The sequence below is a fragment of the Bradyrhizobium sp. USDA 4503 genome, from assembly GCF_054055815.1.
In genome coordinates this window covers 1174374-1193910 of sequence record NZ_JBSRXS010000001.1, presented here as the reverse complement: position 1 = coordinate 1193910, position 19537 = coordinate 1174374, and the positions used below count along the sequence as shown (strand labels likewise).

18 protein-coding genes are annotated in these 19537 nt (G+C 64.8%); 9 read left to right on the top strand and 9 right to left on the bottom strand.

Translation table 11 applies throughout. The features are described 5' to 3' along the window. Window positions 1-3 precede the first annotated feature (3 nt). Window positions 4-402 carry an MAPEG family protein gene (locus ACVMIH_RS05690; protein ID WP_076828695.1) on the top strand — a complete coding sequence of 133 codons (399 nt, stop codon included), beginning with the start codon at window positions 4-6 and terminating at the stop codon, window positions 400-402. Between the two features lie 50 nt (window positions 403-452). On the opposite strand, the gene ACVMIH_RS05685 is transcribed toward ACVMIH_RS05690, so the two are convergent. The 6 genes from ACVMIH_RS05685 to ACVMIH_RS05660 all read right to left on the bottom strand — a co-directional run bounded on the left by ACVMIH_RS05685 (window position 453) and on the right by ACVMIH_RS05660 (window position 5884). Beyond that, window positions 453-1043, bottom strand: coding sequence for a class I SAM-dependent methyltransferase (locus ACVMIH_RS05685; RefSeq protein WP_057018589.1), 591 nt, complete (start codon window positions 1041-1043; stop codon window positions 453-455). A gap of 14 nt (window positions 1044-1057) precedes the next feature. Then, window positions 1058-2038, bottom strand: coding sequence for an N-acetyl-gamma-glutamyl-phosphate reductase (gene argC / locus ACVMIH_RS05680; protein WP_456856198.1), 981 nt, complete (start codon window positions 2036-2038; stop codon window positions 1058-1060). Between the two features lie 121 nt (window positions 2039-2159). Further along, complete coding sequence (gene argC / locus ACVMIH_RS05675) at window positions 2160-3206, bottom strand: N-acetyl-gamma-glutamyl-phosphate reductase (protein ID WP_057018591.1); 1047 nt, start codon at window positions 3204-3206, stop codon at window positions 2160-2162. Then, a complete protein-coding gene (locus ACVMIH_RS05670; RefSeq protein ID WP_456856200.1) occupies window positions 3203-3877 on the bottom strand; it encodes an FMN-binding negative transcriptional regulator in 675 nt (224 codons plus the stop codon). Before ACVMIH_RS05670 ends, argC (ACVMIH_RS05675) begins: the two co-directional genes overlap by 4 nt. 338 nt (window positions 3878-4215) lie before the next feature. Beyond that, a complete protein-coding gene (locus ACVMIH_RS05665) occupies window positions 4216-5205 on the bottom strand; it encodes an MBL fold metallo-hydrolase (RefSeq protein WP_456856202.1) in 990 nt (329 codons plus the stop codon). 148 nt (window positions 5206-5353) lie between these two features. Further along, window positions 5354-5884: a DedA family protein gene (locus ACVMIH_RS05660; RefSeq protein WP_028332199.1), complete on the bottom strand. Its 531-nt coding sequence runs from the start codon at window positions 5882-5884 to the stop codon at window positions 5354-5356. A 185-nt stretch (window positions 5885-6069) separates the two neighbouring features. On the opposite strand from ACVMIH_RS05660, the gene ACVMIH_RS05655 reads away from it, so the two are divergent. The 4 genes from ACVMIH_RS05655 to ACVMIH_RS05640 all read left to right on the top strand — a co-directional run bounded on the left by ACVMIH_RS05655 (window position 6070) and on the right by ACVMIH_RS05640 (window position 10611). Continuing rightward, complete coding sequence (locus tag ACVMIH_RS05655; RefSeq protein ID WP_057018594.1) at window positions 6070-6438, top strand: hypothetical protein; 369 nt, start codon at window positions 6070-6072, stop codon at window positions 6436-6438. 126 nt (window positions 6439-6564) lie between these two features. Continuing rightward, complete coding sequence (gene parE / locus ACVMIH_RS05650; RefSeq protein ID WP_076828704.1) at window positions 6565-8625, top strand: DNA topoisomerase IV subunit B; 2061 nt, start codon at window positions 6565-6567, stop codon at window positions 8623-8625. A 226-nt stretch (window positions 8626-8851) separates the two neighbouring features. Then, the gene (locus ACVMIH_RS05645; protein WP_028332202.1) at window positions 8852-9643 is read left to right on the top strand and encodes an outer membrane protein; all 792 of its coding nucleotides are present in this window, start codon (window positions 8852-8854) and stop codon (window positions 9641-9643) included. A gap of 197 nt (window positions 9644-9840) precedes the next feature. Then, window positions 9841-10611 carry a glucose 1-dehydrogenase gene (locus ACVMIH_RS05640; protein ID WP_456860967.1) on the top strand — a complete coding sequence of 257 codons (771 nt, stop codon included), beginning with the start codon at window positions 9841-9843 and terminating at the stop codon, window positions 10609-10611. Between the two features lie 36 nt (window positions 10612-10647). Here ACVMIH_RS05640 and ACVMIH_RS05635 read toward each other — a convergent pair whose 3' ends face one another. Together ACVMIH_RS05635 and ACVMIH_RS05630 are read right to left on the bottom strand one after the other, a co-directional pair. After that, complete coding sequence (locus tag ACVMIH_RS05635; RefSeq protein ID WP_456856204.1) at window positions 10648-11892, bottom strand: FAD-dependent oxidoreductase; 1245 nt, start codon at window positions 11890-11892, stop codon at window positions 10648-10650. 72 nt (window positions 11893-11964) lie between these two features. Next, a complete protein-coding gene (locus ACVMIH_RS05630; protein WP_141341088.1) occupies window positions 11965-13461 on the bottom strand; it encodes a caspase family protein in 1497 nt (498 codons plus the stop codon). Window positions 13462-13691: 230 nt separating this feature from the next. Here ACVMIH_RS05630 and ACVMIH_RS05625 point away from each other — a divergent pair, with 230 nt between their 5' ends. From ACVMIH_RS05625 to ACVMIH_RS05610, 4 genes are all read left to right on the top strand, one after another. Continuing rightward, complete coding sequence (locus ACVMIH_RS05625; protein WP_456784806.1) at window positions 13692-14645, top strand: helix-turn-helix transcriptional regulator; 954 nt, start codon at window positions 13692-13694, stop codon at window positions 14643-14645. A gap of 252 nt (window positions 14646-14897) precedes the next feature. Next, a complete protein-coding gene (locus tag ACVMIH_RS05620) occupies window positions 14898-15590 on the top strand; it encodes a helix-turn-helix transcriptional regulator (protein ID WP_456860965.1) in 693 nt (230 codons plus the stop codon). A 251-nt stretch (window positions 15591-15841) separates the two neighbouring features. After that, window positions 15842-17323, top strand: coding sequence for a DEAD/DEAH box helicase (locus ACVMIH_RS05615; RefSeq protein ID WP_456856208.1), 1482 nt, complete (start codon window positions 15842-15844; stop codon window positions 17321-17323). A 416-nt stretch (window positions 17324-17739) separates the two neighbouring features. Further along, the gene (locus ACVMIH_RS05610; RefSeq protein WP_456856210.1) at window positions 17740-18807 is read left to right on the top strand and encodes a GGDEF domain-containing protein; all 1068 of its coding nucleotides are present in this window, start codon (window positions 17740-17742) and stop codon (window positions 18805-18807) included. A gap of 119 nt (window positions 18808-18926) precedes the next feature. Here the strand turns inward: ACVMIH_RS05610 and ACVMIH_RS05605 are convergent, their stop codons facing one another. After that, on the bottom strand, window positions 18927-19394 hold the full coding sequence (locus tag ACVMIH_RS05605; protein ID WP_456860963.1) for a TfoX/Sxy family protein: 468 nt from the start codon (window positions 19392-19394) through the stop codon (window positions 18927-18929). Window positions 19395-19537: the final 143 nt, after the last annotated feature.

The window sequence follows — 19537 nt, the reverse complement described above, 5'->3', positions numbered from 1 at the left end:
ACGATGACGCGCGAACTGTTCTGGCTGTCACTGACGGTGATCCTGACCGGGCTGTTGTGGATCCCCTACATCATCAACCGCTGCCAGGTGCGCGGCCTCTCCGCCGCCATGGGCAACCCCTCGCGCAACGACAAGCCGCACGCGGAATGGGCCAACCGGCTGATGTTCGCCCATGACAACGCGGTCGAGAACCTCGTGATCTTCGCGCCGCTGGTCCTGATCCTCAACGCGGCCGACTATTCCACCAAATGGACCGTGCTCGCCTGCGCCGTCTATTTCTGGGCCCGCGTCGCCCACCTGATCGTGTACACGCTCGGCCTGCCGGTGTTCCGCACCCTGGCCTTTACGGTCGGCTTCCTCGCCCAGGCGGTGCTGGCGCTCGCGATCTTCAAGGTCCTCTGATCCAGATATTCCCGCCGGTCGCGGCGACAGCCGCGCCGGCGCGGCATCAACTAGCCGCCCTTGCGCACCACGATGTGCAGCATCGTCGCGGGCGCCTCGTCAAAGCTCTTGATCTCGCTGGTGTCGGACGAGACTTGCGTCCACGCCCCTGACGCGGCGTAGGTCGCAGCGAGCCAGTCCGCCGCGGGATAATTGTAGTAGCGGCCGATGCTGTCGCGGCCATCGCCATGGCCGATCTTGTAGCTCGCGTAGAAAACGCCACCGGGTTTCAGCGCCCGATGGATGCGGCCGATGATGTCGGCCAATTCGTCGCGCGGCACGTGCAGCAGGCAGGCGCTGGCCCAGACGCCGTCATAGGCTTCGCGGTCCTCGAGCTCATCGAACAGCATCGCCTCGACGGGATGTTTGATGCGGCGCGCCGCGACCTCGGCCATCTCGGGCGACCCGTCGGTCGCACGCAGCACAAAGCCTTCGGCGAGCATGACGGCGGCATGATTGCCGGCGCCGCAGCCGAGTTCGAGGATCGCGCCGCCCGGCGGCAGCAGCTTCAGAAAGCCGATCAGCCGGGTGGACGGGGCTTTCGCCCACCCGGCATAGGCCTCGGCATTGCGCCGATAGAACTGCAGCGTGGCGTCGTCCACGATCCGCGTCGCCGTCAGCTGTCGGCCAGCCCGAGCATCAGCCGCATGTTCTGGACCGCGGCACCCGAGGCGCCCTTGCCCAGATTGTCGAGCCGCGCGACCAGCACCGCCTGGTGGTGCTTGTCGCTGGCGAAGACGTAGAGCTCGAGCTGGTTGGTCTCGTTGAGCGCCTCCGGCTCGAGCCGCCCGCCCTTGGCGGCCTCGTTCTGCAGCGGCATCACCGAGACATATTTGCTGCCGGCGTACCATTTCGCCAGAACCGCTTGCAGATCGGTACCATCAGGCTTGCCCGGCAGCGCGTCGAGTTGCAGCGGCACCGAGACCAGCATGCCCTGCCGGTAGTTGCCGACCGACGGGATGAAGATCGGCCTTCGCGTCAGGTGCGAATAGAGCTGCATCTCCGGCACGTGCTTGTGCTCGAAGCCGAGGCCGTAGAGTTGGAAGGCCGGCGCCGAGCCGTCCTCGAAGCTGGCGATCATCGACTTGCCGCCGCCCGAATAGCCGCTCACCGCGTTGACGGTGACGGGATAATCCGCCGGCAGCACGCCGGCATCGACGATCGGCCGCAGCAGCGCGATCGCGCCGGTCGGATAGCAACCCGGATTGGAGACCTTCTTCGCGTTACGGATCTTGTCGGCCTGGTCGGGCGCGAGCTCAGGAAAACCGTAGGCCCAGTCGGGCGCAACGCGATAGGCCGTCGAGGCGTCGAGCACTTTTGGCGCGGCATTGCCCATCGTGTCGATCAGCGCCACAGTCTCCTTGGCGGCCTCGTCAGGCAGGCAGAGGATCACGAGATCCACCTCCTCCATCAGCGCGCGCTTGGCGCCGGCATCCTTCCGCTTGTCCTCGGCGATGTGCTTCACCGCAACGTCGCCGATCGAGAGCAGCCGCTCCTGGATGCCGAGGCCGGTCGTGCCTGAGCCGCCATCGACGAACACGGTGGCCTTGGTCGCACCGCTCCTGGTTTTCGGTTGGTTGGTGTCGGTGAGGGTCATGGCACGTTCCTTTCGAGCTCGTTCGTTTCGTTTAACACATCTGGCCGCGCCTGCGCCGCCAACGGGGATGGGCAGTTATCCTTAGATTGAGCGCCCCTCGCCAGCGACAACAACCCCCCGCTCATGGAAACAGCGCGATCTGCTCCAGTCCGGTGGTTTCCGGCAAGCCGAACATCAGGTTCATGTTCTGGATCGCCTGTCCGGCCGAACCCTTCACAAGATTATCGAGCGTCGAGAGCACGATGGCGCGGTTCTTGATCCGGTCGGCGACGACGCCGATCTGAACATAATTCGAACCACGCACGTTCTGCGTCTGTGGCAGCACACCCTTCTTCGTCACATATACGAACGGCTCGTTGGCGTAGGCCCTTTCCAGCTCGGCGCGCAAATCGTCCGGCGTAGCCCCGTTGAGCTTGACATAGGATGTGCAGAACTCACCCCGCGCCATCGGAATGAGATGCGGGGTGAAGTTCACCGTCACAGCCGAGCCAGCGGCCGCGCCAATCTCCTGCTCAATCTCCGCCGAGTGTCGATGGCTTCCGATCGAATAGGGCGACAACCCTTCGCCGGCCTCGCTGAACAGCGTGTTCTGCTTCAGTCCGCGTCCGGCGCCGGTGACGCCCGACTTTGCGTCGATGATGATGTCGTCGACGTCAATCAGCTTTGCCTTCGCCAGCGGAACAAGCGCCAGCAGCACCGCCGTCGGATAGCAGCCGGGACAGGCTACCAGCCGCGCGGCCGTGACCTCCTCCCGGTAGAGTTCGGTCAGCCCATAGACCGCCTCGTCCTGCAATTCGAGCGCCCGGTGCTCATGGCCGTACCATTGCGCATAGCTGTCTTTGTTGCGCAGCCGGAAGTCCGCGGACATATCGAGGATCTTGATTCTGGGATTGGCTTTCAGCACCGCGGCGATGATCTCTTGCGTCGTCCCGTGCGGCAGTCCGCAGAACACGGCATCGAGCCGCGTCCAGTCGACCTTTTCCCATTCCACGAGTTTTGGCAGGTCGAGCATGAAGAAGTGAGGAAACACCTCGCTCATCGTCTTGCCGGCATGGGTGTTAGCGGTAAGCGCGGTGATTTCGGCATTCGGATGCCGCGCCAACAGGCGCACCGCGTCGGCGCCGGTGTAGCCGGACGCGCCCAAAATTCCGATTTTCTTCTTCGTCATTGCTCGCTCCTCGGAAGCGTAGTCATCTCGGCCTGTATCAGCGCGAAAGCCTGCGGGCGCACCTCGCGCATCAAGGCCGCGATGTCTTGGGCACCGGCTTCGGCCTGCAAAGCGAGCGTGTTGCCGACCGCCGCGAAATCGGTTTCAGACTTGTGCTGGTTCAGCTTGAAGCTGCCCTCCACCTCTTCCACCATCATCTCGAGACCCACGATGGCCTTCTTCATGGTTTCCAGCCTCGCGGCGGTCATCTTGCCCGACACCCACGGCTTTTTCGGCAGCAGCCGGTCCTCGAACTTGGCGCTCAGCGCGTCGATCTGAACGGCAAGCTCGTCATCCGACAACGTCCGCACCGGCCCGGTCAGATGCACCGCCTGATAGAGCCAGGTCGGCACCTGATCGGGTGACACGTACCAGTCCGGCGAAACATAGGCGTCGGCGCCGGTAACGGCCAGCAGCCAAGGTGACCCGCCCGCCAGCTTTACCAGCGGATTGTGACGGGCAACATGAAACAGCGCCCGCGGCGTCCCGTCGGCGGCGTAAGTCAAGTAGAACGGGAGCGCGGAGGCGATCGGCTTGCCGCCGTCCCACGCGCAGGCCATGCCGAAACCACGCGCTTCCGCGAAGGCAAGGCTCGCGGCACGGTCAGGCTTGAAGGGCGGTGGCGTATACATGGTCAAAGCTCCTGCATGACGAAGGAGCCGCCAGATCGAACCGCGTGTCTTTTTCAGGAGAGCGCCGCGGGATCGGGTCCGGCGGCAGAGGCGATGGTCTTAAACGCGAGCGACCGCCCATACCGCGATAATGCGGCGGCGGCGGGCAATGATGATGGTCGCGGCGTTGATCATGGGCGCGGGCTATAAGGCCGCGCCCCCTTGACGTCAAGTTGTTGCTTGTCATTCCGGGGCGATGCACAGCATCGAACCCGGAATCTCGCGCTAGGACCTCCAGATTCCGGGGTTCGCGCTCCGCGCGCCCTCAGGTGCGCAATGGCGCACCGGGGAATGACTGGCTAGATCGCCGGATTCCACGGTGCCGGCACGACGCGATAGCCGCCGCCGTCCTTCACCACATTGCCGAGGCCCGGGAACGGATAGTGGAAGCCCTGCACCTGGAGCCGCTCGGCAACCACCATGTCGTAGATGCGGCGACGGGTCTTCTCCGCCACGTCGCCGTCCTGGTCGAAGAACGCATGCCAGCCGGGGTTGGTCGCGAACAGGTTCGGATTGTTGGTGACGTCGGACTGGATGAAGACCTTGTCCGGGCCCGAGGCCAGCACGTAGGAGGTGTGGCCCGGCGTGTGGCCGACGGTCTCGACCGAGGTCAGGCCCGGCGCGATCTCCTTGCCCCACTCGTACGGCGTGACCTTCTTCTTCAGGCCGGCTTCGAAGATATTGCGGTTGTTCTTGAACAGGCCCTGCATGCGGCCGGCCGGTGCCCGGCTCATCTCGCCGTCGTCCATCCAGAACTTCCACTCGGTCGCCGGCACCAGCACCTCGGCATTCGGGAATGCCGGCGTGCCTTCGGCGGTCAAGAGGCCGTTCACGTGGTCGCCGTGGAAGTGCGAGATCACGACCATGTCGACATTCTTGGGATCGAAGCCGGCGGCGACGAAATTGTCGGCGAACAGGCCATTGGCGCCCTTCGTGCTGGCCTTCGCCAGCGCGCCATTGCCGGTGTCGATCACCACCAGCTTGCCGCCGGTGTTGAGCACCAGCGGTGCGAACCAGATCGTCATCATGTCGCGCGGCATGAACGCCTTCTCCAGCGCCGCGTTGACGTCGTCCCGCTTCGCATTGGGGATGAAGGAGTCTTCCAGCTTGAAGACGTTCTTGCCGTCGGACACCACGGTGACGAGGATGTCGCCGACCTTGTAACGATAGAAGCTCGGCGCCTGCTTGTCGGCAACCGGCGCCACAGCGCCCGCAGGAACGGTTGATAGCAACGGTGCGGCGGCGATGCCGGCAGCGCCGGCGAGAGCATGACGTCGTGTCAATTCCATGTGCTGTCCTTCCCAGTGAAACTGCGCCCGATGAATTCGCGCCCGGTGGGCGCGGTTGTATCAGCGTTTCGATACTCGCGCGATGCCGACAGCTCGAGCGGTTACCCTCCCGCCTAACCCCTGCAGGTCGGCCTTATTCCGGAGCTTGCTACACCACCCGCCACACCCACTCGATGGCATGGGCAATGACGTCGCCGAACAGCAGCAGTGCCGCCGACCAGACCAGCGCGGAGACGAAATTGGCGATCTGGAATTGCCAGTACGACATCTCGAAAATGCCGGCCGCAAGCGGCACCGAGGCGCGCAGTGGACCGAAGAAGCGGCCGATGAAGATGCTGGGCACGCCCCAGCTCTTCACGAAGGCCTCGCCCCGCGGCAGGATCTCCGGGTAGCGCGACAGGGGCCACATCTGCGCGACCTGCTCCTTGTAGCGATAGCCGAACCAGTAGGAGACCCAGTCGCCGAGCGCGGCACCAACGCCGCCCGCGATCCAGATCGGCCAGAAGCTGATCCCGCTGACGCCGATCAGGGCGCCGATCGCGACCAGCGCGCCCCAGGCCGGAACCAGCAATGAAATGAAGGCGAGCGATTCAGCGAACGCCAGCAGCATGACGATCGGAGCGGCCCAGGCCTGGTGGTGCCGCACGAATTCGGCCAGGGCCCGCGCAAGGTCTTCCATCTCGTCGTGTGCCTTCCCGCTCCGTTGAACCTCGAATGAACCTTTCTAGCGGCACGCAGCCTAAGAACAGGTAAGCCAGCCGATTGCGTGACATCAAGTCACAAAGGCGGGGATCGACCGTGATTTCCCGTAAGGCCCCTGAGGTCCAGGTTGGCATCTCCCTCACAAGAAAAAGGAATTACTGGATGATCGGATCGCTGATGATGTGCGTGAGCGTTCTCGTCCTGCTGTTCGGAATGCTCGCGGGCATCGCCATGGGTATCCAGCACGACTTCACGTTGGGACCGGCGCATGCGCATCTCAATCTGGTCGGCGGCGTGCTGCTGTTCCTGTTCGGCCTCTACTACCGGCTGGTGCCGGAAGCGGGCAGCATGCTGCTCGCCAGAATCCAGGGCTGGCTGCATATCGTCGGCGGCGTCCTGTTCCCGGCCGGCGTGGCCGCCGTGCTGCTGAAGGGACCGTCGTTCGAGGCGGCGCCGATCGTCGGGTCACTGCTGGTGGTCGCCGCCATGGCCCTGTTCACGGTCATTGTAATCCGCACCTCGCAGGCGTAATCGCGGTTTCCTATCTATGGGGATGGCCGGGCTCCAGGGCGCGGCCGTCCCCATTGGCAGCCCATCCGTGGCATAGTCAGAGCAACCGATTCGCCGCGCCGTGACTGGCGCGTCACTTGAAGAACCATGGCCAAATCATTGAAGTCGAACGCCAAAAGTAAATCTGCCGACGATCTGTTCGGAGCCCCGGAACCGAAGGGACGCGCCCCGGCGAAGGCTGCTTCGCGATCCGCTGGAAGCGCCGAAGCCGGCTATACGGCGGCTGACATCGAGGTGCTGGAAGGGCTGGAACCGGTCCGCCGGCGCCCCGGCATGTATATCGGCGGCACCGACGAGAAGGCCCTGCACCACCTGTTCGCCGAGGTGATCGACAACTGCATGGATGAGGCGCTGGCGGGCCACGCCACCTTCATCGACGTGGAGCTGACCGCCGATGGCTTCCTGACCGTGACCGACAATGGCCGCGGCATTCCGGTCGACCCGCATCCGAAATTCCCGAAGAAGTCGGCGCTCGAAGTCATCATGTGCACGCTGCACTCGGGCGGCAAGTTCGACTCCAAGGTCTACGAGACCTCGGGCGGCTTGCACGGTGTCGGTGTCTCCGTGGTCAACGCCCTCTCCTCGCGGCTCGAGGTCGAGGTTGCGCGCAGCGGGCAGTTGCATCGCATGACCTTCGAGCGCGGCCACCCCAAGGGCAAGCTCGAAGACCTCGGCAAGGTCAACAACCGCCGCGGCACGCGCATCCGCTTCAAGCCGGACACCGACATTTTCGGCGCCAAGGCGGCTTTCAAGCCGCAGCGTCTGTTCAAGATGACGCGCTCGAAGGCCTATCTGTTCGGCGGCGTCGAGATTCGCTGGCACTGCGACCAGGAGCTCCTGAAGGGCGTCGAAGACGTCCCGTCGGAAGCCAAGTTCCACTTCCCCGGCGGACTGAAGGATTATCTGGCCGCGGCGATCCACGCCGATACGCTGGTGCATCAGGATATCTTCTCCGGCAAATCCGGCCGCAGCGGCGCGCATGGCGCCTGCGAATGGGCCGTGGCCTGGACGGCCGATGCCGACGGCTTCCTGTCGTCCTACACCAACACGGTGCCGACGCCCGATGGCGGTACGCATGAATCCGGCCTGCGCAGCGCATTGTTGCGCGGTCTGAAGGACCACGCCGAACGCGCGGGCCAGGGCAAGCGCGCGGCGTCCATCACCTCGGAAGACGTGATGGTGGGCGCGGCCGTGATGCTCTCGGTGTTCGTGCGCGAGCCTGAATTCCAGGGCCAAACGAAGGACCGCCTCGCCACCGCCGAAGCGCAGCGCATCGTCGAACAGGCGATGAAGGATCCGTTCGACCACTGGCTGTCAGGCAATCCGAACCAGGCCAACCGGCTGCTCGATTTCGTGATCGATCGCGCCGAGGAGCGGCTGCGCCGCCGCCAGGAAAAGGAGACCGCGCGCAAGACGGCCGGCAAGAAACTGCGTCTGCCCGGCAAGCTCGCCGACTGCTCCGACGCCGGTACCGAAGGCTCTGAGCTCTTCATCGTCGAAGGTGACTCGGCCGGCGGCAGCGCCAAGCAGGCGCGCGACCGCAAGACGCAGGCCGTGCTGCCGCTGCGCGGCAAGATCCTCAACGTCGCCTCTGCCGGCAAGGACAAGCTGACCGCCAACGCGCAGCTCTCCGACCTCGTGCAGGCGATCGGCTGCGGCACGCTCGCGCATTACCGCGAAGAGGATCTGCGCTACCAGCGCATCATCATCATGACCGACGCCGACGTCGACGGGGCGCACATCGCATCGCTCCTGATCACCTTCTTCTACCGGCAGATGCCGCGGCTGATCGACGAAGGGCACCTCTATCTGGCGGTTCCGCCACTCTACAAGCTGAAGCACGGCACCAAGTCGATCTACGCCCGCGACGACGCGCACAAGGACGAGCTGCTGAAGAGCGAGTTCAACGCCAACGCCAAGGTCGAGGTGAACCGCTTCAAAGGCCTCGGCGAGATGATGCCGGCGCAGCTGAAGGAAACCACGATGGATCCGGCCAAGCGCACGCTGCTGCGCGTGGTGCTGCTGGCCGACGATCGCGAGGGCACCGCCGACTCGGTCGAGCGGCTGATGGGCACCAAGGCCGAAGCCCGCTTCGCCTTCATTTCCGACAAGGCCGAATTCGCCAGCGACGACCTACTCGACGTCTAGGCCCAACCGATTGATCTGAAATGAATTTCCGGCCGCCCCCAGATTGGGGCGGCCGTTGCCATTTTGCCCGTTCGGAGAGCCCCAGTGGCTTCGTTTTCGGCCGGATGTGTCTCACCAGCAACAGCATTTCCGGCGGAACCACGTATAGTTCGACCATGAGTTTCGGGAATCGGTGCCAGCGCACTCCCCTGAGCGACCTGATCGAACGCTAGTCGAGGATTTGGATATGAAGAAGATTTTGCTCGCTCTGACCGCGGTTGCTGCGATGACGGCATCGGCGTCGGCTGCCGATCTGGCCGCCCGCCCCTACACCAAGGCTCCTGCCCCGGTTCCGGTCGCTCCGAGCTGGACCGGCTTCTACATCTTCGGCGGCGGCGGCGGCGGCGTCTGGGATGCTGACACGGGCGTCCAGTCGACCGTTACGGGTGCGCCGATCCTCGGCTTCAACCAGCGCCAGGGCGGCGATGGCTGGTACGGCACCGTCGGTGCCGGTTATGACTGGCAGACCGCCAACAGCTGGGTCATCGGCGTGTTCGCCGACGGTCAGTTCGGCAGCCTGAAGGGCACCATCCAGGATCAGGGTCCGTTCGTCGCCGGCAACATCAAGAACGACTACAGCTGGGCGGCTGGTGCGCGCCTCGGCTACCTGATCGCGCCGAACGTCCTGTCCTACGTCAACGCCGGTTACTCCAGCTCGCACTGGAAGGGCACCACGCTGTTCAACACCGCGAGCGCGCTTCCCTCGGGTCTGCACACCAACGACTTCGATCGCGGCGGCTGGTTCGTCGGCGGCGGCGTCGAGAACAACCTGAACATCTTCGGCATCACCGCGCCGGGCTGGTTCATGAAGACCGAGTATCGCGCCGCTTACTACGACAACAAGAACATCTCGGAGCTGGTCGACGGCACCAACATCTCGAACGGCCGCGACATCACCTTCAAGCCGCTTGTCCAGACCATCAGCACCTCGCTGGTCTACCGCTTCAACTGGACCGGTCCGGTTGTCGCCAAGTACTGAGCTGCGTACTGATCCCTGCTGAGATAGCAGAGCAAAAGCCCCGGCATTGTCCGGGGCTTTTTTGTTGCCCGAACGTCATGGAAATCGCCCCATGCGCAAGCCCGCCGGCGCAGGGCGGACCGGCTGTGGCCGATCTGGTCAGCGCCGTGACGATCGGGCACTCTCGCGCCCGGTTCAAACCTCAGCGGACAACAACAATGAAAAACGGACAGTTTGATCTCTCGGGCCGGGTCGCCATCGTCACCGGCGGCAATGGCGGCATCGGGCTTGGCATGGCGCGCGGCCTGGCGGACGTCGGCGCGGCGGTTGCCGTGGTCGGCCGCAACGAGGCGAAGTCAAAGGCCGCCGTCGAGGATCTCGGCAAGCGCGGCGCCAAGGCGATCGCGGTGGCAACCGACGTGACCGACAAGGCCGCCGTCGCGGCCATGGTCGAACGGGTCGTTCGCGAGCTCGGCCGGATCGACATTCTCGTCAACAACGCCGGCATGAGCATCCGCAAGCCTCCGCACGAGCTCGAACTGGAGGAGTGGAGCAAGGTGATCGACACCAACCTCACCAGCGCGTTCATGTGCTCGAAGGCGGCCTATCCGGCGCTCAAGGCGTCGGGGCACGGCAAGATCATCAATATCGGCTCGATGATGTCGATCTTCGGTGCGAGCTTCGCCGCGGCCTATGCCGCGAGCAAGGGCGGCATCGTACAGTACACCCGCGCCTGCGCCAACGCCTGGGCTCCCGACAACATCCAGGTCAACGCCATCCTGCCCGGCTGGATCGATACCGACCTGACCAAAGGCGCGCGCCAGCAGGTGGCCGGGCTGCACGAGCGCGTGCTTGCGCGCACGCCGGCGGCACGCTGGGGGGCGATCGACGACTTCGCCGGCATCGCCGTGTTCCTGGCATCGCCCGCGTCGGACTTCGTCACCGGCACCGCGATCCCCGTCGACGGCGGCTATTCGGTGATGGCCTGAAAACACGGGCGCTCTTCCGGTCGCGCGGCGCGCAGTTCAGCCCGCGGCCGGCGAATGCACGTGCTCCGGCCGCACCCCGACGGCGACCAGACGTGCGGTGAGGCCCTGCAGCCAGGGCATTGCCGTGATCAACCGCAGCGCCAACGGCACCGGCTGATCGCCGGCCTTCAGCGCGGCGCTGATGATGTTGTTCTGCGCAATCACCTGCATGCGCTGCGTCACGCGCATCGGGAATTCGCGGCGACGCCGCACCGCATCGAGTTCGTCTTCCGACGGCACGCCGTGAACGAGCTTCGCCGCCAGGATGTTGGCGGTCGCGACCGCATCCTGCACCGCGAGGTTGACGCCGACGCCGCCGATCGGCGACATCGCATGCGCGGCGTCGCCGATGCAAAGCAGGCCGGGACGGGTCCAGCGCGTCAGGCGATTGATCGCGACCGTGAGCAGCTTGACGTCGTCAAAGCTCTTCACGTCGGCAAGGCCGGCCTTGAGGATCGGCGCCAGCCGCAGCACGTCGTCGAGCAGCGCCGGCAATCCCCTCGCCTTCACCGCCTCGTATTGGCCCTTGGCGATCACATAGGCGCATTGCCAGTAGTCGCCGCGATCGAACGTCACCATCATCTTGCCGTGCTCGACGCGGGCGAACAAATTCTCGGTCTCATCCGGACGCCGCCCGACGCGAAACCACAAAACGTCCATCGGCGCGCCGATCTCCTCGACGTCGAGGCCGGCGCGCTCGCGCACGATCGAATGACGTCCGTCGCAGCCGACGGTGAGATCCGCCTCGATCTCGACCGGGCCGTCGGGTGTGTTCGCGTGCACGCCCGCGACAGCATCGCCGAGCCGGATCAGATCGGTCGCCTCGGCCTTCATCAGCACCTTCAGCGAGGGGAAGCGCTTGCCGCTCTCGCGCAGGTAATTGAGGAAGTCCCACTGTGGCATCATCGCGATGAAGGGGTATTTGACGCTGAGGCGGCGGAGATCGGCGATCCGCACCGAGGTGCCGCCGAACATGCCGTCGAGCGTCTGGATGTCCTGATGCGGCAGCTTCAGGAAGCCGTCGATCAGGCCGAGTTCGTCCATCACCTGCAGGGTCGACGGATGCACGGTGTCGCCACGGAAGTCGCGGAAGAAGTCGGCGTGCTTCTCCAGCACCACGACATCGACTCCGGCGCGTCCGAGCAGATAGCCAAGCATCATGCCGGCCGGCCCACCACCGACCACGCAGCAGCGCGCCCTGATCTGACGCGTGTTCGGCCCTGCCCGATTGCCTGCATCCATGATGCCGTCCTCACCGCTGCCTCGCCCTTCAGGACCCGATTGTAACGCGGATCTGGCGGCAAGGATGCAAGGCTAACGCCTGAAGGTCTTGATTTCCGACACGCTGCCGTCGCGATAGGTCAGCTCGACCGAGACCGCCCTGGTCTGCGGCGCAAGCTTCAGATAGGGCTGCGCGTCAGACGGGATCGCGCTGGGATCGCGCGAATTGCAGGATGGCATCTTCAGGACCTTGTCCGGCACCGCGGTGTCGATGCCGATGCGCACCTCGCGGATCGCGCAGCGATACGACATCAGGTGCGTATAGTAGACCAGCAGCCCGTTGAACTCGCGGAATGACAGCCAGCTGGTCGCGGTCATGTCGAGGATCTTGCGCTGGTCGCGGATCAGCGCGGCGTCGGGATCGAACTTGATCGGGAACGGCCCCTGCATCATGCCTTGCGTATCGACATAGCGAATCTCGATCGTGGCGGCCGGCGCATCGGCCGGCAGCTCGACCGACGGATTGGGCATCCGCTTGCGCGTGCGCGGATCGAGCGTGTCGATGAAGCCGGTTTCGCGGAAATCGCCGCTGTCGCCGATCCGCCAGGAAATCCCGAGCGTCGGATCGGCGATCGAGAACACCACGGTCCAGCCGCCATTGTGCCGCGAGAAGCTCGCGATCGGCGCGTTGATCGAATCCTCCTTAGGCAGCTTCGGCACCGCGACCGGCGGCAGCGCGGCCACCTGCTGCGGCGGCGCGGACGGCTTGGTCGCCTCGGCCTGCCCCTTCGCGATCCCGTTCAGGAAGACATCGTCGACCATCTGGTCGAAATAGACCGGGATCTGCTTGTGCTTCACGGTCTCGGCCATCTCGCTGACCAGGCGCCGCGTGCGCTGCGCGACCTGCACGAGATTCTCGCCGGGCTGCAGCAGCTCCTTGGCGAAGGTCCGCGTGAACACCGAATTGGGATTGGCATCATCGTTCGAAAGACGGTCGAGCGCGGTCTGGCGCGGCCCCGCCGAGAACACCGAGAACACGCCCTCCGGCAGTTGCGTCATCGGTGCAAGGCCACCGCCGCCGGCGACCGCGCGTGTGCCGGCGCGCTCGAACGGATTGTTGCGGCAGGCGTCGAACACCAGGATCGAGGTGCGCGCCTTCTTGTTCTGCAAGCGCTCGACGATGCGGTCGGCGAGAACAGAGGCGTCGCGCACCAATTCCTCCTGCCCTTCGGTGGCGGCCGGCACGTCGGTCGGTAGCAGGAAATTCTGGCCGGCGATCTCGAAGCCGTGGCCGGCATAGAAGAAGAACGCGGTATCGCCGGGTTCGACGGCGCGGTCGAACGCGAGCAGCGTCTCGGAGAACGCCTGCCGGTTGAGGTTCTCGGCTACCATGACGCTGAAGCCGAGCTGCTTCAGCGTGTCGCCCATGGTGCGGGCGTCGTTGACCGCCTTCTGCAGCCTGGGCACGTTCCTGTAGTCATTATTGCCGATCACCAGCGCGACGCGCTTTTCGGCCTGGGCGGGTGCGGCCGATGCGACAAATGCAACCGCCCAAAGGATCGCCGAAAGTCTCGAAAGCCAGCTCTTCATCCCGTTTCCCCGCCTGCACGACAAATGCGCCGCCCGTGCGACCGCCGTCTAATAGTCGGACCAGCCGTTTCGCCGGTTCAAGGCCGGCCGCGGACGGCCGTTCCGGCCGGCCACGCCAGGCCGAAATGAGGGATCCGATTTGTCTTAGGTCAAGTTTCTTTTTACGGCCCGCGTGATAGATTCGAAGCTCCATCCGGTTCGAGCTCTCCGCACGTCGCAACGGCTTTTCCGTGCACACATGGTCTACTGATCAAGTCGATCCCAAGGATCGCTTCGACTATTGGCGCGAGGTCCGCGCCAAGGGGCTGTTCGGCGTCACCGCCGAGTTGGAAGCCGACCGGCGCCGCGACTTCTTCGGCGAGTTCTCGCTGCGCAAGCTCGGCGATGCCGGGCTGGTCGAGCTGCGGGCCTCGCCGTACCGCGTCGAGCGGCGCACGGGCGACATCGCCGATGCGGCCAGCGACAGCCTGTGCATCTACCAGCAGCTTGGCGGCGGCGGCTGGTTCGGCGGCGCGCGGCTCGATGAATTTGCCGTTCGCGACGGCATGTTCGCGACCAGCTATTCGGACCTGCCCTATCGCACTGTCCCCCTGCACGATGACGGCTTCCACCTGCGCATCATCAAGGTCCCGGTGGCCAACATCGTCCCGCCGGGCGCCGAGCTCGGCGAACTCGTCCCCAGGCCCGTGCAGGATGAGACCGCGCTGCGGGCCCTGCTGGAAGCATGCTTCCGCGACCTCATCGAGAGCAACGATGCCGCGGCGGCGGGCACGGCGCCGACGGTGCAGGCGCTGGCGCATATCGCGCTGATCGAGCGCGGCATCATGCGGCCGAAGAGCCGGCTCGCGCAGCAGGCCTTGCGAACCGCCCATTTGTCGCTGGCCCGGCGCCTGATCCGGCGCCACCTGGCGCGTGCGGCGCTGTCGCCAACCCTGATTGCCGGCCTGCTCGGCATCTCGGTCCGTCATCTGCACATTCTGTTCGAGGAAACCTCGATGAGCTTCTCGGAGACCGTCACCGCGCTCCGGCTCGAACAAAGCCGCCGCCTGCTCCGCGAGCAGCCCAGGCAGACGATCGCCGAGGTCGCCTTTGCCTGCGGCTTCGAGAGCCTTGCGACGTTCTACCGCCTCTTCAATGCATCCGAATCCATGACGCCGGGCGACTATCGCGCACAAACGGCCTGAGCGCCCGTCCGGACCGGCCGGGACACCACGCTCGCAATTCGCCGATGCTTGGCCGCGCCCCCTTCACCTCCTTGAACTTCACATCGCCGCGCGATCCGACTTTCGCTGAACCGAAGTGATCAGCCTGCGCGCATTGAGAAGATATTTTCCGGCCATTTCCCCAGAACCACTGCGGCGCTTCGCCCGGGTTCGGCACCGCAAATTTCCTTGCCGGCGACGCGCGCGCTCATGCAGAGCGAGGGATCAGTCACGATGCGCGGTAAGCACGGGGATTACAGCCAGGAAACGCCAGCTACAGGCGCGACGCGCATTTATCTCGATGCCGCGGACCTGCGAGCGGATCAAATCCCGGCATCTGAGCCAGCCCGTCAGGGCTCAGCGGCGACCGGCAATCACGGCTGGACGCCGCTGCTCGAAGCTTGCCTCGCCGACTTCAAGGAAGCCACGGAGGCCGGTGATACCGCTTGCATTCCTGCGCTGGTCAAGATCGTGGCGGACCTTGCGCTGATCGAGCGCGGTGTGATCAGGCCGGGCAGCCGCCGGGCGCAGCAGGCGCTGCGCGTCGGCCGGTTCAGCCTCGCGCGCCACCTGATCACGCGCCATCTTGCCAAGCCAAGCCTGTCGCCAGGGATGGTCGCCGGCATGCTCGGCGTCTCGGTCCGCTACCTGCACGTCCTGTTCGAGGCGACCGGGGCAAGCTTTTCGCAGACCGTCACCGCCCAACGCCTGAGCGAGAGCCGAAGGTTGCTTTGCGAGAAGCCGCCGCGGCCGATCGCCGACATCGCCCTCACCTGCGGGTTCGGCAGCCTCGCCACCTTCTACCGGATATTTGGCGATTCCGAAGGCCTGACGCCCGGCGGATTCAGGATGAAAAACAGCGCGGAGGCCCCCGCTGTGACCTCGCCGTCCGGGGCGGGGGTCGTGATTCATTTGACCGCCAAATGACGAAAAGACGCGTATTTCAGTCAAAACGTTAAGCTTTTTCGGCCATCCGGCTGGTTCCAAGATTGACTTTACCGCTTTCGCCCCTATGTTGCGGGCAACGCGGCCCTCGGATCGAAACGCGATTCGTCAGGTTTGCCGTCCGTCGGCGTTAGTCAGAGCCCCCGAGCTTTATAGAAAAGCGAGCCGTTTCGGGGCCGAACGCGACAGCCTTTTACCTGCGATGCCGAACGGCGGTTTCGACCAGAGGCTCAATGTCTTTTTCCAATCTAGGCCTGTCCGATAAGGTCCTCGCCGCAGTTGCGGCCACCGGTTACACCAATCCCACTCCGATCCAGGAACAGGCAATCCCGCACGTTCTCGCCCGGCGCGACGTCCTCGGCATTGCCCAGACCGGCACCGGCAAGACCGCTGCCTTCGTTCTCCCGATGCTTACCCTGCTCGAGAAGGGCCGCGCCCGGGCACGGATGCCGCGCACCCTGATCCTCGAGCCGACCCGCGAGCTTGCCGCGCAGGTGAAGGAGCAGTTCGACAAATACGGCGCCGGTCAGAAATTGAACGTGGCGCTCCTGATCGGCGGCGTCTCGTTCGGCGACCAGGACTCCAAGCTGATGCGCGGCGTCGACGTCCTGATCGCAACGCCCGGCCGCCTGCTCGACCACACCGAACGCGGCGGGTTGCTGCTCACCGGCGTCGAGCTGCTGGTGATCGACGAAGCCGATCGCATGCTCGACATGGGTTTCATCCCCGACATCGAGCGCATCTGCAAGCTCGTCCCGTTCACGCGGCAGACCCTGTTCTTCACCGCGACGATGCCTCCGGAGATCAGCCGCATCACCGAGGCCTTCCTTCACAATCCTGCGCGGATCGAAGTCTCCAGGCCCGCGACCACCGCCGTCACCGTGACGCAATTGCAGGTCCCGGCCGGTCGCGAAGCGCATGACAAGCGCGAGATCCTCCGCCGCCTGCTGCGCGATGCCAAGGATCTCAACAACGCGATTATCTTCTGCAATCGCAAGCGCGAAGTCGCCGTCCTTCACAAGTCACTCCAGAAGCACGGCTTCAGCGTCGGTGCCCTGCACGGCGATATGGATCAATCCGCCCGCACCGCGGCCCTCGATCAATTCCGGAAGGGCGAGATTCCGCTGCTCGTCGCCTCCGACGTCGCCGCCCGTGGTCTCGACATTCCCGCGGTGAGCCACGTCTTCAATTTCGACGTACCGCACCACCCCGACGACTATGTCCACCGCATTGGCCGTACTGGCCGCGCCGGACGCACCGGTACTGCGATCTCCATCGTCACCTCGCTCGATAGCAAGTCGATGACCGCGATCGAGAAGCTGATCGGCCAGCCGATCCCGCGCGCTGAGGGCGACTACACCGTTCACAGCGAAGCCTCCGACGAGGACGCCGCGCCGCGCCGCTCGCGTGGCCGCGATGGTGTCCGCGGCGGCCGCAAGCCGCGCCGCGAGCGCGAGGCGCGCCACGGTGAACGCGAGCCGCGTCACGGTGAACGCGAAGCGCGTCACGAGCGGGAGCCCCGCGAGGAGCGCGCAGCGAAGCCGGAGCGTGAACCGCGCCACGGCCGCAATTCGGCTCCGCAGGCCGCTCCGTCGCACGTGCCGTCGATCGGGCGTGCCGAGCCACGGCGGCCGCAGCGCGAGGTGGACCATGAGCCCGCCGATCATTCGCACCTGCCCGCCTTCCTGCTACGACCTGTGCGCGCACGCGCATAAGGCCTGCTCTGATGCCGCCGCGCCAGCGGCGGTATTCCGGACACTTCTGTTACCGCCCACGACCGGCGCACGCGCTGATCCTCAGCGTTTGAAGCAAATGCGCCCAGTTTGCGCCTCGCACCAAAGCGCGATGAGATTTGCGCGAAGCGTCATCGCGCCTTAGCTCGTTGTTTGAGCATGATCTTTTCGGAAAACCGCTGCGCACTTTTCCGGATCATGCTGTAGCGAGCAAACGAAAAGCGCCCGAAAGTGGCGCTCAAGGCGGACAAACATCGGGCGCGCCGCATGGTCGCCGCAGCCGGCTCCCCGTAGTTCCACTGTTTACCTTGCCTTCACTCTCGTCCCGTACCCTCGCCCCAATAGTTTAGTCATTGCTGCCGGGTTTAATCGGCATTGCGTGCATTGAGGACGTGACAGTGGTCAAGCTGCTGGACGAACACGAACGTACGTTGGCCTTTGCCGAAGTCGCGCTTGGCCAGATCCGCTCGCTTCGCCAGACCGCAGTCCCCCGCAACTATGAAATCTGGTACGTCTACGCGACCGGATACAACGCGCCGCTCAACAAGGTCATCAACGAGACGCTGGCGCGCAGTGGCAAGCTCTCTGAATCCGATCTCGAGCAGATCTACGAAACCTACCTTTCGCACATCAAGACCTCGGACCGCATCGACAAGGTCGGCGCGCGCGTCATCGGCGAGATCGACGCCGTCATGAAGCTGATCACCGATGCGCTCGGCGTGTCCGCGACCTATGACGCCAGCCTCGTCGGCGCCAGCGATAAGCTTGCGAGCGCGACCACCCGCGATCACATCAACGCAATCGTCGATAGCCTGGCGAAATCGACGCGCGAGATGCGCGAGACCAATCAGGCATTGGAGAACCGGCTCGCGCTGTCGAAGTCGGAGATCAGCGACCTGCAGCACAGCCTCGAGGCGATCCGTGCCGAGAGCCTGACCGATCCGCTCACCGGCCTCGGCAACCGGAAATATTTCGACCGCTCGATCGACATGGCGGTGCAGGCCGCGCTGGCCAGCGGCGAGCCGCTGTCGCTCCTGATGTTCGACATCGACCACTTCAAATCGTTCAACGACTCCTACGGCCATCTCACCGGCGACCAGGTGCTGCGGCTGGTGGCGCAGTCGCTGAAGCAGAACATCAAGGGCCAGGACATCACCGCCCGCTATGGCGGCGAGGAATTCGCAGTGGTGCTGCCCAACACGGCGCTGCGGCAGGCGCTGACGGTCGCCGACCACATCCGCCGCGCCGTGATGGCCAAGGAGCTGAAGAAGAAGTCGACCGGCGAGATCCTCGGCCGTGTCACGATCTCGGTCGGCGTCTCCATGCTGAAGCCGACTGACGACACCGACTCGCTGATCGAGCGCGCCGACGCCTGCCTCTATGCCGCCAAGCGCGCCGGCCGCAACCGTGTGATCTGCGAGGCCGATCCGGAATACAGCACCGAGATCCAGACCCGCGTGGCGTGATCTGGTCGCTCAACTGCCTCCACCGTCATTGCGAGCGAAGCGAAGCAATCCACCTGCCGCATATGCGGATCCATGGATTGCTTCGCTTCGCTCGCAATGACGTGGATGGATTGGCTGCCTCAGGATGCGGATCGCTTCTTTGCCGATCGCTTCTTCTTGGCCGATGGCCTCTTCGCGACCGCCTTTTCTGCCGTAGCTTTCTTGCCTGCAGTCTTCTTCGCAGGCGCCTTCGACTTTCGCGCAGCCGCTCGTTTCCTCGGCCGCTTGCGCAGGCCGGCGCGCTTGGCGGCGCCGAGTGCCGACCGTGCCCAGACTGCGAGTTCTTCCGAATCATCGAACAGCCGTGCCGGCAGCTGCCAGTAGGAGTTCACCGTGACGGTCTTCGACCGTGTCTGATACTGGAATGGCCCGCAGCCCTCCGCCTCAAATTGCGGGATGGTCTGCTCGTCGGCGCGGAAATAAAGCCCGGCCCGCAGGGCCAGCGCGAAATTGGTGCCGTCAGCCGAGATGCCGTAGCCGGAGAACATCCGGCGCAGCGTGACCGGGCCGAAATCGGTGAACAGGTCGGTGAGGAATTCGCGGTCCATGTGCCGATCGCCCCCGTTTCTGTCGCCTCATGGTAAGGAGCACGTCTCCATCCATGTCATTGCGAGCGTAGCGAAGCAATCCATCGCGCAACAAGCGGAAACATGGATTGCTTCGCTACGCTCGCAATGACGGGCAACACAGG